The organism is Streptomyces sp. NBC_01381, from assembly GCF_026340305.1.
Lineage (GTDB): Bacteria > Actinomycetota > Actinomycetes > Streptomycetales > Streptomycetaceae > Streptomyces.
Genome location: NZ_JAPEPI010000002.1, coordinates 3,603,618 through 3,616,550, shown reverse-complemented (window position 1 = coordinate 3,616,550; position 12,933 = coordinate 3,603,618). Strand labels below are relative to the sequence as shown.

At 70.4% G+C, this 12,933-nt stretch carries 9 protein-coding genes; all 9 read right to left on the bottom strand.

The genetic code is table 11. The features are described from left to right. Nucleotide 1 precedes the first annotated feature (1 nt). Genes OG453_RS37485 through asnB form a run of 9 tightly spaced genes read right to left on the bottom strand, consistent with a single transcriptional unit; the run spans nucleotide 2 to nucleotide 12,931 of the window. Nucleotides 2-694, bottom strand: a complete 693-nt coding sequence (locus OG453_RS37485; protein ID WP_266872997.1) for a PIG-L deacetylase family protein — start codon at nucleotides 692-694, stop codon at nucleotides 2-4. After that, entirely contained in the window at nucleotides 691-1,485 is a 795-nt protein-coding gene (locus OG453_RS37480) for a glucose-1-phosphate cytidylyltransferase (protein ID WP_266872996.1), read from the bottom strand. Before OG453_RS37480 ends, OG453_RS37485 begins: the two co-directional genes overlap by 4 nt. Further along, on the bottom strand, nucleotides 1,482-2,726 hold the full coding sequence (locus OG453_RS37475; RefSeq protein WP_266872995.1) for a class I SAM-dependent methyltransferase: 1,245 nt from the start codon (nucleotides 2,724-2,726) through the stop codon (nucleotides 1,482-1,484). Before OG453_RS37475 ends, OG453_RS37480 begins: the two co-directional genes overlap by 4 nt. After that, nucleotides 2,727-3,986: a glycosyltransferase gene (locus OG453_RS37470; protein WP_266873273.1), complete on the bottom strand. Its 1,260-nt coding sequence runs from the start codon at nucleotides 3,984-3,986 to the stop codon at nucleotides 2,727-2,729. It lies immediately after the preceding gene. A gap of 8 nt (nucleotides 3,987-3,994) precedes the next feature. Then, nucleotides 3,995-5,305 carry an O-antigen ligase domain-containing protein gene (locus OG453_RS37465; protein WP_266872994.1) on the bottom strand — a complete coding sequence of 437 codons (1,311 nt, stop codon included), beginning with the start codon at nucleotides 5,303-5,305 and terminating at the stop codon, nucleotides 3,995-3,997. A 1-nt stretch (nucleotide 5,306) separates the two neighbouring features. Then, a complete protein-coding gene (locus tag OG453_RS37460) occupies nucleotides 5,307-6,848 on the bottom strand; it encodes a right-handed parallel beta-helix repeat-containing protein (protein WP_266872993.1) in 1,542 nt (513 codons plus the stop codon). Between the two features lie 9 nt (nucleotides 6,849-6,857). Further along, nucleotides 6,858-8,810, bottom strand: coding sequence for an alginate lyase family protein (locus OG453_RS37455; protein ID WP_266872992.1), 1,953 nt, complete (start codon nucleotides 8,808-8,810; stop codon nucleotides 6,858-6,860). Next, nucleotides 8,807-10,978 carry a bi-domain-containing oxidoreductase gene (locus OG453_RS37450; protein WP_266872991.1) on the bottom strand — a complete coding sequence of 724 codons (2,172 nt, stop codon included), beginning with the start codon at nucleotides 10,976-10,978 and terminating at the stop codon, nucleotides 8,807-8,809. The genes OG453_RS37455 and OG453_RS37450 overlap by 4 nt, the downstream gene beginning before the upstream one ends. A gap of 18 nt (nucleotides 10,979-10,996) precedes the next feature. Then, nucleotides 10,997-12,931 carry an asparagine synthase (glutamine-hydrolyzing) gene (gene asnB, locus OG453_RS37445; RefSeq protein WP_266872990.1) on the bottom strand — a complete coding sequence of 645 codons (1,935 nt, stop codon included), beginning with the start codon at nucleotides 12,929-12,931 and terminating at the stop codon, nucleotides 10,997-10,999. Nucleotides 12,932-12,933: the final 2 nt, after the last annotated feature.

Below are 12,933 nucleotides of genomic sequence, written 5' to 3'. Positions count from 1 at the left end.
TTCATTCCCCCAGTTGGAAAGTGCCCAGATGGGAAGGGCCCAGATGGGACGTGCCCAGGTCGAGCGTGAGTTTGGTGACGGCGAACGCCTCGGCGTAGCGGGCGTGGCATTCGATGCCGCGGATCCGTGCGAGACCGAGGAAGGCCTCGCGGTCGTACCAGGGGCGGTGCCGCTGCGAGGGGTAGTGCTCCTGCAGCAGCCGCACCTTCTCTTCGGCGATCTCCTGCGACAGCGGCTGGTACGCCGCCGGACGGCCGAGATCGCCGTCCCACTTGACGATCTCGTAGCCGAGAACGAGGTGGTCGCGGAACGCGGTGGGTATCAGCTGCGCCAGGCCGCGGTGGTCCTGGTGCGCGTCGTCGGTGCGCGGGGCCAGGATCAGATCAGGCTCGGTCTGCCCGCGCAGTTCCTCGACCGCGGCCTTGGCCTCGTCCCAGTGCACGGGCATCCGGCCGTCCGGCAGCTTGAGCACGGTGAGGCGCAGATCGGCGCCCGGGCAGAAGGCGGTGAGCGCGGCCCGCTCCTCCTGCTCGCGCTCGCTGCCGCCGCCGGAGAGCACCAGGGCGTCGACGCGGATTCCCGGCCGCGCGAGGCACAGCCCGAGGAGCGTGCCGCCGGCGCCGATGGCGATGTCGTCGCAGTGCGCGCCCACGGCGACGATCCGGTCCAGGCGCCCGGCATCGAGCCGGATCACGTGCTCACCCCCGCGCCGTCCCGTTCCCACACGACCCACGGGCGGTCGCCCCGGGCGTAGGCGGCATCCAGCGCGGCCCGCTCCTTCACGGTGTCGGTCGGCTTCCAGAAGCCACGGTGCTGGTGCGCCACCAACCGTCCCTGCTTGGCGAGTTGGGCGCAGCCGTCGGCGACCAGATCGCCGTTCTCCGGTATGTGGTCGAAGACCTCCTGGCGGAGTACGAAGTAGCCGCCGTTCTCCCACAGCGGCAGTTCACTCACGGCGGTGATGCCTCCCACCAGGCCGTCCTCACCCAGGTCCACACAGTGGAACGAGGACTGCGGCGGCACCACCATCATCGACGCACCGGCGTCGCGCAACGCGAACTTCTCGATCATCTCGTCGAGAGGGGCGTCGGTGAGCACGTCGGCGTAGTTGGCGAGGAACATCTCCTCGCCGTCCAGGTGGTGTCGCACCCGGCGAAGGCGTTCGCCGATCGGTGACTCGATGCCGGTCTGCGCGAACGTGATCGTCCAGTCCGAGATGTCCGTGGACAGCAACTCGGTCCGCCCGCCGCGCAGTACGAAGTCGTTGGACGTCGTCTCCTCGTAGGTGAGGAAGAAGTTCTTGATGTGGTGGGCGCCGTATCCGAGGCACAGGATGAACTCCGTGTGCCCGAAGTGCGCGTAGTAGCGCATGACATGCCAGATCAGGGGTCGCGGGCCGACCATCGCCATCGGCTTGGGCACGTCGTCGGCGGCGCCGTCGCGCATCCGCATCCCGTAACCGCCGCAGAACAGGACGACCTTCATGGCTTGACCTCGACAATGCTCAGTTCCGGGATGGGAAAGACGAGGCGGCCGCCCCAGTCGTGCACGAAGGACAACTGCTCGGTCAGTTCGGCGCGCAGGTTCCACGGGAGGACGAGGACGTAGTCCGGCTTGTCGGCGGCTATCTGCTCGGGCGGCAGGATCGGGATGCGGGTGCCCGGGGTGAACCTGCCGTGCTTGTAGGGGTTGCGGTCGACCGTGTACTTGAGCAGGTCGGGCCGGATGCCGCAGTGGTTGAGCAGGGTGTTGCCCTTGCCCGGGGCGCCGTAGCCGACGACCGTCTCGCCGCGCTCGGCCGCCTCGATGAGGAAGCGCAGGAGGTCCCTGCGCACCTTGGCGACGCGGGCGGAGAACTCGGCGTACCCGGTCAACTCCCCCAGTCCGGCGGCCTTTTCGCGGGCCAGTACGTCGGCCACCTGCCGGCTCGGCTCTCCGGCCACCTCGGTCGGCCGGGCCCACAGCCGGATGGAGCCGCCGTGCGTGGGCAGCAACTCGACGTCCACGAGGGCGAGTCCGCCGCTCGCGAGGGCCCGGATCGCGGACGCGACCGTGTAGTACTGGAAGTGCTCGTGGTAGATCGTGTCGTACTGGTTCTCCTCGATCAAGGTCAGCAGATGCTGCACCTCGATGGAGACCCAGCCGTCGTCGGCGACCAGGGCGCGCAGCCCCTGGGTGAAGCCGACGACGTCGGGGATGTGCGCGTACACGTTGTTGGCCACGACCAGGTCCGCCGGGCCGTGCTCGGCGCGGACGGCCGACCCGATGTCCGGACTCAGGAACTCCGTGAGCGTGGGCACACCCGCGTCGCGCGCCGCGGCGCCGACGTTCACCGACGGTTCGATGCCCAGGCAGCGGATCCCCTTGTCCACCACGTGCCTGAGCAGGTAGCCGTCGTTGCTCGCCACCTCGACCACGAAGGCGTCGGAGCCTTCGGTGTCGAGGCCCACCCGCTGTACGGCGTCGGCGACGAACGTACGCGCGTGCTCCACCCAAGAGGTCGAGTACGAGGAGAAGTACGCGTACTCCTTGAACGTCTCCTCCGGCGTGATCAGCGGCGGGATCTGCGCGAGCCAGCAGTCGGTGCAGACCCGCAGGTGCAGCGGGAACGCGGGCTCCGGCAGGTCCAGTTGGTCCGCGGCGAGAAAGCTCTCGCACGGTGGCGTCGCCCCGAGATCGACCACGCTCGCCAGCGTCGCCGAGCCGCAGAGTCGGCATCGTGTCATTTACTGCCCCCCATTGATTCCGTCCCCCATTGGTTCCATCCGCCCCGTTGATTCCGTCCGACCCGTTGATTCCGTCCGACCCGCGATCGCGGTGCGGTAACCCTCCACCAGGCGCTCGAGCCCGACGGCCGGGCTGAAGCCCTGCTCGTAACGGCGCCGGGCCGCCCGCCCCATCTCCTGGTTGCGGTCCTGCTCGGTCGTGACCCTGCGCAGGCAGGAAGCGAGCGAGGCGGGCTCCCCCGGCCGGTGCAGGAGACCGGTCACCCCGTCCTCGACGAGTTCGACGAAGGCGCCGTGACCGGCGGCGACGGCCGGGACTCCCGCCGCCATTGCCTCCGCGACCACCAGGCCGAACGTCTCCAGGGCCGTGGAGGGAGCCACCACTGCGACCGACCGCGCGAGGGCCTGCCGGCACTGATCCGGGTCGAGCAGACCGACGTAACGCACGTCGTCCCGGTCCGCCGCCCAGGCGGTCACCTCCCGCTCCAGTGGCCCCGCGCCGGCGAGCACCAGCGGCACGCCCACACCGCCGGCCGCGGCCAGCTCGTCCCACGCGGCCATGAGCAGCCGTACGCCTTTGGCCTCCGCGAGCCGGCCGAGGAAGAGCACATGCTCGCCGGCGCCCGTTCGGCGGGCGCCGGGATCGTGTACGAAGTTGTGCTTCACCGCGAGCAGTTCGGCCGGCATGCCGGACCGCACCAGGACGTCGCGCTGCGCCGCGGAGATACAGAAGAACCGCTCCACGCCGGACCACCACCGCCGCCGGTTGACCGTCAGGCTGACCGCGAGCGGCACCGTCGCGAGGCGGGAGTTGCGGTAGCAGCCGTGCCGGACCGCGGGCAGCGAGGCCTTCGACCCGACGCACTCGGTACACGCCCTCCCATCCCTGTGCAGGGTGCCGGGCAAGCAGACCTGGGTGTAGTTGTGCAGCGTGGCGACGGCGGGTACGCCGGCGTCGGCGCAGGCGGCGAGGACCGCGGGCGACAGGAGCGGGAAGACGTTGTGGATGTGCACCACGTCAGGGCGTGCGGCGCGCAGTCGGGCGGCGAGCTCCTTGCGCACCGCGGGGTTCCACGGCACGAGGAGCGGCACCGCGGCCTTGCCGGCGAGTGACCGTCCCGCGATGTCGTCGCTGCGGCGCTCGAACAGCTCGACCCGGTGGCCGGCCGCGCGCAGCAGCCCCACTTCCTGGTCGACGACGACGTTCTCCCCGCTCGGCTGTGCCGAGGAGTAGCGGTTGTGCACCACGAGAACATGCATGTTCAAGGTCACCTCCTGGCCCATCGCGGGATACGTCGTTGCGGGACCGTGCGCGTGGTGAGGGGCGTCGCCGTCGAGAGGGACGTGGCCGCGGCAGGTGTCGCGAGGAGCGAGGCGGCCAACGCCAGATGGAGCAGATACGGCGAGGCGTCGCCAAGGCCGGCCTCGGTGTACGACGAGATCGCGACGTAGGTGATCAGGAAGATCGCGCAGGCCCTCTGCAGTGACGGCGGTCGCAGCAACGCGACGCCGGCGAGGACGAGGATGATCGTCCCGACAAGGATGACGCCGCTCAGACCCTGCTCGCTGTAGACGGCCAGCCAGCTGTTGTCGATCGGCAGGCCGCCGAACGACTTGTCGCCAAGGCCCATGCCGAACACCTGCTCCGCGGTGGACCGGGGCTCGGTCAGCAGGGCGTCCCAGACCTTGGCCCGACCGGTGAGGCTGGTGAAGTACTCCTTGCTCTGACCGCGCAGGAACCACGCCTCCACCGCGGAGGCGAACCCCACCACGGCCACCGCGGACACCACCACCGCCCAGACGAACAACCGGCGGGCGGCGGCGCTGGTCAGGACGAGCGAGCCGATCGCCAGGACAAGCCCGATGAGCAGGCCGACCGTGGCTGTCCGGGTGTGGGTCAACGCGAGCAGGGCGAGTGACGGCACGATGATCAGGGCCGCGCTGCCCCTGGTGGTCCGGCGGCCCAGTACGAGCAGCACCGTGAGCCCGATGATCACTGCGGCGTACTGTCCGATCTGCGGCGGGGTGAGCGGCCACAACGCACCCACAAGGCGACCGCCGTACGTCTCGGGCATGGCCGCGCCAGGTGAGATGACCAGGCCGGCGGCCGCCGTCCCCAGTGCGACGAAGTACATCCGGATGTGGTGGCGGACGAACGTCAGGCTGCCGTCCCACCATCGGCTCAGCAGCCACAGCGTGCCGATGAAGAGAGCGAGCCGGGCGCAGCGGAACAGCGCGCCGAACCCGACCTCCAGGTTCGCGCTGGAGATCACGCTCGGTACGAGGAGCAGGGTGAGCAGGAACAAGAAGGCGCTCGCCCGGATGCGCAGCCGGAGATTGAGCGCGAGCGCCAGCGCGAACGCGGCGGCCAGCGCGCCCATGGTGACCATCTGGATGAGGGAGCGGGGCAGCGGCACGATGGTCTTCGCCCCGGCGGAGCCGAGCGTGTTGAGCGCGAGCAGCGCCCAGACGATCCCGACTGCCTTCGGCGTGCCGGCGGGGCGCGGTTCGGCGCCGGGCCGCGTGTCCGCCGTATCCGGTCCGGCCGGCAGGACGCCGTGCTTCAGGTTCCCGTCCATCTCAACCACCGGACCGTGGCGCGTAGGTGCTGCCCGTGTCCTGCCGGTACGGCGTGTCCTGCCACTGACCGGAGTCGAGCTGCTGGTCCGTGTTCTCCGCGACGAAGCTCCACGGTCCGCGGTAGGTGTTGTCGTGCCAGCGGTTGCGCTGCTTGTGGGTGATCGCGTCGGACACCCGCTTGCCCTTGTACGGCGACCACTTCGGATAGGTGCCGTAGTTGGAGAGGACCGCCATGCGGCCGCACTCCGTCTTGCACTTGACGACCGACGCGTCGAGGAGGAAGCGGTTGTCGTGGATGTCCACCCGCTGGGTCTTCCACCGGCAGTCGGCGTAGAGCGGCGCCTTGGTGATCTTCGGTTTCGCGCAGCTCTTGGTGTCCTTCACCAGCAACGTGCAGTATCCGGTCGAGGTGTTGGCCGGGCTGTTGCAGAACCGGTCGGCGTTCTCCCACAGGGTGATGCCGTTCCAGTTGTCCTCCAGCACGTTCCGGTAGATCTCGATCTTGTCGGTGCGGGCCTTGATCCGTGGTTCGCCGCCGGACTCCGACACATAGACGGTCGCGTACGGGAAGGGGTCGTCGCGTTCGGCGGACCTGCGGCCCTCGATCCAGTTGTTCCGCCGGATCGTGTTGTTGCGGATGACCGCGTTGTAGCTGGTCTCGTACATCAGCGCGGCACCGTCGTTGGCCTCAAGGAGATTGCCCTCGATGCGGAAGTCGTTGTTGTTGTTGTCCGCCCACAGCCCGACGCCGCGGTTGTCGTGCACCCAATTGCCGCGGATCTCGGCGCCGTTGACGGCCCAGAACTTGATGCCTCCGGTGCAGCCGCAGCCCGGCCGCTTCCGCTCCCAGTCGCCGGTGTTGTTGCCCACGATCTCGTTGCCCTCGACCACCAGGCCGCGGATCGAGTCGCCGGTCTTGTACGCGTTCATTCCGTACTGCCCGTTGTCGCGCAGACAGCTGGCGCGGACCTTCTGGCGGGCACCGGCCATCAGCCCGGCGCCGGAGTTGTACTGGATCTTCGCGTGCTCGATCACCCATCCGTCGGCCATGTCGTGGTTGACCACGCCCTCGTCGGGCGGCGCGACGAAACGCTGCACGGTCAGGTGGCGGATGGTGACGTCGCGGGCGCTGCCGCTGAACGCGTAGTTGTTCTTCTTCCCGCCGTCGAGCACCGCGCCCGGCGCGCCGATGTAGCGGTTGCCCTTCTTGGTCATGACCTGGGCGTAGCGGTCCGGGTCGAGCCGGTGCTTGCCCGGTCGCAGCCAGAACGTGGTGCCCGCTGGGCTGCTCTTCGTCTTCTCGGCCAGGTCGCCGACCACCCCCGGGTCGACCGTCACCGCGCCCTTCGGCGCCTTCGCGGGACCGGCCGCGGCCTTGGCGCACACCCGCGCCACGGACGTGGTGGGCGCCTTGGACGCGGATGACGCGTCGGTCGGCTCCGCCCGGGTCTCGTCCGGCGTGCTCGTACAGCCGGTCGCCGCCAGCACGACCAGCGCCAGCGGTGCCGCGGGCAACGCCAAGTTCCGCCACTTCATCCCCACACGTCCTCCCTAGCCGCCGAACCTGAGCACGGTGGTGAACTCCCCCGACGACGCAGCGTCGTCGGCACATCCGGTACCGACCAGCGTGGTGGCGGGTTCCTTGCGCCCGAAGCCTGCGGAGTACCAGCCCAGCGGCGGGTCGGTCTCGCCGCGATGCGCACGCCAGCTCAGCTGTCCGGGCAGGTCGAGCACCGCGGAACGGCCCTCGCCGTCCCGGATCCAGGTGAGCGCCGCCCGGTTCCCCACCAGGTCCGCGGCGATCGCCGGGCCGAGGTGGAACGCCAGGCGCACGTCCCGGCGTGGGCCGCGCACCTCGTCGACGACCCGTAACTCCTGTTTCGCGGCGGTCAGCTCCACCCGGCGGTGGTGCACGGAACCTTGATAACCGTCGTGCTCGGCAGCCCAGTTGGCCACGCCATCGCCGCATGCGTCCGCGACCAGGACACGGCTGCGGGCCTGCCGGGTCCACAGGAACGGGCCGCCCGATACGGACTGGTCAGCGCCGTCCAGCTGCAGGGTGTTGTGGCCGAGGGTCGACCGGAAGTACTGCCGCCACAGGGGCTGCCCGTGGTAGCAGTACGTTCCCGGGTCGGCGAGCACGTCGACGCCGTCGTGCCGCACCTCCACGGACAGCGCGTCCGCGTGGGCGTGCGCGGCGATGGACAGGAAGCCGTGCGGACCACCGTCGCAGCGGCACCAGATCTCCTCCGGACCGCGCAGGATGGTGAGCCCCGCGTCGGCGAAATGGGCCGGACGGCTCGCGGGGCGGGGCACGGCCGGTTCGGTGGGTTCGATGAGCGCGGCGAGGAGCGTCGTACGAACGTCGGTGCCGGTCACTCCCGGCCACCAGTCGAGGCGGCCGAACACGGCGTCCCCGGTGGCGAGGAGCGAGGCCCAGCGGTCGGTGCCCGTGCCGTCCACGACCAGGCCGTGCCCGTCGTCCGCGTCGCCCTGGCGCGGCGGCCGCAACCGGTTGTCCACGACGGCCGCGAGCGCGTCGGTCATCCGCAGCAGCACAGGGCGGATCGACGCGGGGACCGGCACACCGGCGGCATCCGCCTCGGCCACCGCGGCCAGGCCGAGTTCGAGGACAAGGCCGTGATACTCGGTGGCCAGCTCGCGGTTGAGGCCGGAGTCGAAGGTATTGCCTTCCAGATGGCGCTCAAGAGACCGGAGCGCGCCGGCCCGCCAGCGTGCCGATGAGGGGAACCACGCGAACGCGCAGGCCGCCGCGAACTGCCCGGCGGCCTCCGCGATGACGTGGTTGTTCGCCGAAGAGCCCCGGCTGGGGAAGGCGGCAAGCCAGCGCTGGTGGTGCCAGATCTGGTTCAGCGCCACCGGGTTGCCCTCGAAGAGGCCGGCCGCGCCCTGCCAGCCGTCGAGCAGCCGGCGGATCCACACCCAGGAGAGGAGCCGGATCCCCAGCTCGATGCCGCTGATCCAGTGCACTCCGCGCAGCGGCGCGTTGGCCGCCCACCACGACCGCAGATGCTCGGCCACGCGCTCGGCGTACCGCTCGTTCCCGGTGATCGCGTAGGCGGCGGCGAGCACGGTGAGGTACTGGTGCCGGGACAGCTCCCAGATCTGTTTGATGTCCCCGACCGCGTCCTCGTTCCGGTACGGCACGTCGAAGGCGTAGCCCCACGGAGCCCGGCGCCCGGTCTTCGGGTCGCACCACCAGTCCGGGTGGACCAGGTCGTCGCGGACGACCCCGAAATACTCGGCGTGCCCGTACATCAGGCGGTCCGCATCGGCGATGAGACGTTTCGCGGCGTCCGGGGCTATGGCGGCGATCGTCCCCGCGGGCAGGACCGCGGTGAACAGGGCGTCGGTCACGCTCGGGCAGTCCGGCCGCGCCGATCGCCACCGCCGTCTGCGCACCGCGTCGACCACCCGGCCGCCGACCTCCCGCGGTCCCATCCGGGAGAGGCGTCGCAGGTACCAGTCCACGCTCATGGTCATCGCGCCCTCGCCAGCGTCACCGGCGCACCGCCCGCCAGTCCGGCCCGCACGGCGAGGGTGGCCGCCGTGGTGGCGACGAGGGACTCCAGCGGCACCGGCATCGGCCCGCCGGTCCGTACGGCCTTGACGAACGCGGCCAGCTCCGCGTTCTGGCCCTTGTCCCGGGCCTTGGGCAGCCGCGAACTGACCCACTTCTTACGCCCATACACGGATGCGCGTACGAAGTCGTCGAGCCGCAGCACCTTGCCGTCCGCGACAAGATCGAGCGTCTCCTTGGGGAAGCCCGGCGCGCCGGTGGTGACGTAGCTGATGGTGGCGGTGGACCCGTCCGGGTAGCCAAGGACGACCTGCAGGTCCTCGCCGCCGGACGTGGCGACCGCGTACACGGAGACGGGGTCGGCGTCGAGCAGCCAGCTCGCCGTGTCGATGAAGTGCCCGCCCTCACCGGCGAACCGTGAGCCCTCGGTGCCCTGTTGGAGGTACCAGCTGCCCTGCTGCAGCCGGCCCGCGTTGACCAGGTAGCGCAGGCTCGCCGGTCCTGTACGGGCGCCGAACCGCTGCCTGGCCTCGCCCAGGAGCGGCGAGAACCGGCGATTGAAGCCCACCTGCAGCCGGTCGTTGCCGGACTCCTCCACCGCCGCGAGCACGCCCGCCAGCTCGTCCTCGGTGAGGGCCAGGGGCTTCTCCACGAACACCGTCTTGCCGGCGAGCAGCGCTCTACGGGTCAGTTCGGCGTGCGAGCTGTGCCGGGTGACCACGAACACCGCGTCGATGGACTTGTCGCCGAGCACGGCGTCGAGGTCGGTGGTCGCTTCTGTGAAGCCGAACTTCCGCTTCGCGTTGGCCGCGGACAGCGCGGTCGTGGTGACGACGGTCGAGAGATCGACGCCGTCTCGCCCGGCCAGGTGCGGCAGCAGCATCGACGTCGCGTAGTTCCCCGCGCCGACGAACGCGAGGCGCACCGGCGTCTTCGCGGCCCGCACCGGATTCGGCTTCACCTTCACCGCGGGCACGTCCACCGCCGGAGCCTCGGCCTCCACGGCCTGTTCGGGGTACCGGAACAGCACGGCCACGGCCTTCAACTCGCCGTCCTTCAGGCTCTGGTACGTCTCGACGGCGTCGTCGAAGTCGGCGACGTGGGAGACCAGTGGCTCGACGTCGACGCTGCCGCGGGCGAGGAGGTCGAGGAAGCACGCCAGGTTGCGGCGCTCGGTCCAGCGCACGTAGCCGATCGGGTAGTCCCGCCCATCGAGTTCGTACTCCGGGTCGTAGCGCCCAGGGCCGTAACTTCGCGAGAACCGGACGTCGAGCTCCTTCTCGTAGTACGCGTTCCATGGCAGGTCGAGGCGGCACTTGCCGATGTCGACGACCCGGCCGCGGTCCCGGCTCAGCCGGGCGGCCAGCTCGACGGGCTGGTTGGTGCCGCCGCCGGCGGCCAGGTACACCTGGTCCACGCCGTGACCGTCGGTGAGTTCGGCGACGGCGGCTTCCACGGACGCGGACGCGGGGTCGCCGCAGGCCGCGGCGCCCAGGCTCTCGGCCAGCTCGCAGCGCACCGGGTCGGGGTCGGCCCCGACGACGCGGACTCCCGAGGCGGCGAGGAGCTGCACCACCAGCTGGCCGATCAGACCGAGGCCGATGACGAGCGCCACCTCGCCGAGCTGTGACTCGCCCTGGCGGACGCCCTGCAGCGCGATCGACCCGACGGTGCCGAAGGCGGCGTGCCGCGGCGCGAGCCCGTCCGGCACCGGGGTGTAGAGGTTCTTCGGCACCCAGTTCAGCTCGGCGTGCAGCGCGTGCTCATTGCCGGCGCAGGCCACGCGGTCGCCGACCTTCACGTCGTCGATCCCGGCGCCGACCTGCTCGACCACCCCGCACAGCGAGTAGCCGAGCGGCGTGTAGGAGTCCAGTTTGCCCATCACCTTGCGATAGGTGGCGGGAACCCCGTTGGTGGCCACGCTCTGCACGACCTTGGCGACCTGGTCGGGACGGGAACGGGCCTTGCCGAGCATCGACATGCCGGCCTCGGACACCTTCATGAGCTCGGTCCCGGTCGAGATCAGCGAGTAGGCGCTGCGGACGATCACCCCGCCCGGCTTGCACCCCGGCACCGGCACGTCAAGCACCGCCAGCTCGCCGCTCTTGTAGTTCTGAACAACCTGCTTCACCCGAACTCCTCTGATTCCTTAAGCCGTTAACCGAGTGCTCTGCCCGGACCCAGAGGTCGCGTCGCGATACCAGTACTCGAGGGTCAGCACATGCCACAGATGCTTGGAGAAGTCCCGCTGTCCCGCGGCGTCCTCGGCGACCATCCGCGCCAGCGCGTCGCGGCGCAGGATCCCGGAGTTGACGAGCACGCCGTCGTTGACCACCTCGCGCACCAGCGGCGCCAGATCCCGGCTCATCCAGGCGCGCAGCGGGGCGCTGAACAGGCCCTTGGGCCGGTACACGATCTCCTTGGGCAGGATCGAGGAGGCCGCCTCCTTGAGGACGGCCTTGCCCTGCCGTCCGACGATCTTGCGGTCGCCGGGCACGGCGAACGCCGCCTTGACCACCTCGACGTCCACGTACGGCACCCGCACCTCGGTGGAGGCGGCCATGCTGGAGCGGTCGGTGTAGGCGAGGTTCAGGCCCGGCAGGAACATCCGGGCGTCGCCCAGGCACATGCGGTTGACGAAGTCGTCGAGGTCGTTGTCCTGGTAGATGTCCGCGTGCTCGGTCAGTACGTCGTCGACCGTCCCGGCCAGGTCCGGGTTGACCAGGGCGAGCAGCTCCGCCTGGTCGTACATGGTGTAGCTGCGCCGGAACGCGGTCTCCTCCGGCAGATCGGCGAAGGAGAGGAACCGCTTCGCGAACCGGACCGACCGGTAGCCGCGGCGAGCCGAGGCGACCGGCAGCCGGTCCACGGCCGCGTGCACGCCACGCCGCAGGGGCCGCGGGACGCGCTGGTAGCGCAGGGCAAGGAGGTTGGCCAGGTGCTTGCGGTATCCGGCGAACAGTTCGTCGGCGCCCATCCCCGAGAGCATCACCTTGACCCCGGCCTCCCGTGCGGCCTCGCAGATCAGGAACGTGTTGATCGCGGCGGGGTCGCCGATCGGCTCGTCCAGGTGGTACGTCATCCGCGGCAGCAGGTCGAGCACGTCCGGAGCGATCTCGATCTCGTGCAGGTCGACGCCGAACCGCTCGGCCACCTGCCGGGCATAGCGCAGGTCGTCGGGCATCGCCTCGAACTTGGCGTCCTCGGCGCGGAATCCGATCGTGTACGCGGAGATCCCGGGCCGGTCGCGGGCGGCGAGGGCGGTCAGGTAGCTGGAGTCGAGGCCGCCGGAGAGGAAGGTCGCCACGGGTACGTCGGAGAGCAGGTGCTGCCGGGTCGACTCCTCGACGATGGCGGCCAGATCCGGCAGCTCGCCGCTGCGAGCCCGCTCCTGGCCCTCGGCGGCGACGTCCTTCAGGTTCCAGTACCGGCCGCGCTCCACCCGGCCGTCGGGCCGGAACTTCATCCAGCTCCCCGGCGGCAGCTTCTCCGCCTCGCGGAACGCGCACCGTGAGTCCGGCACCCAGTAGTAGAGGAGCGAGGCCACGAGCGCCGCATGGTCCACCTCCAGCGTGCCGCCGGTCGCGGTGGCGAGCGCCTTGAGTTCGGAGGCGAACACCAGGCCTCCGCCGCGCCGGAGCAGGAACAGCGGCTTGATGCCCAACTGGTCACGGACGAGGACCAGTTCACCGGTGCGCTCGTCGAAGATCCCGAACGCGAACATGCCGCGCAGCCGGGGCAGGCAGTCCGTGCCCCAGCGCCGCCAGGCCTCAAGCAGCACCTCGGTGTCGGAGGTGCCGCGGAAGCGCACCCCGGCGGCGGCCAACTCGGCCCGCAGTTCGGGCGCGTTGTAGAGCTCGCCGTTGTATGTCAGGGCGAGGCCGTCCGAGACCATCGGCTGGGCGCCGGTCTCGGACAGGTCGATGATCGCCAACCGGCGGTGCCCGAGCTGCACTTCGCCGTCACCGACGGGGTGGCCGTACCGGCCCGCCCCGTCCGGGCCGCGGTGGGCGAGGGTGTCGGTGAGCCGGTCGGTCACGGCCTTCCCGTCCGGCCATCGGTAAGTACCTGCGATGCCACACATGT

Bases quoted from the DNA above. Each gene is read 5' to 3' on its own strand.
- OG453_RS37480 (WP_266872996.1), bottom strand. From the start codon at position 1,485: ATGAAGGTCGTCCTGTTCTGCGGCGGTTACGGGATGCGGATGCGCGAC.
- OG453_RS37475 (WP_266872995.1), bottom strand. From the start codon at position 2,726: ATGACACGATGCCGACTCTGCGGCTCGGCGACGCTGGCGAGCGTGGTC.
- OG453_RS37470 (WP_266873273.1), bottom strand. From the start codon at position 3,986: ATGCATGTTCTCGTGGTGCACAACCGCTACTCCTCGGCACAGCCGAGC.
- OG453_RS37465 (WP_266872994.1), bottom strand. From the start codon at position 5,305: ATGGACGGGAACCTGAAGCACGGCGTCCTGCCGGCCGGACCGGATACG.
- OG453_RS37455 (WP_266872992.1), bottom strand. From the start codon at position 8,810: ATGACCATGAGCGTGGACTGGTACCTGCGACGCCTCTCCCGGATGGGA.
- asnB (WP_266872990.1), bottom strand. From the start codon at position 12,931: ATGTGTGGCATCGCAGGTACTTACCGATGGCCGGACGGGAAGGCCGTG.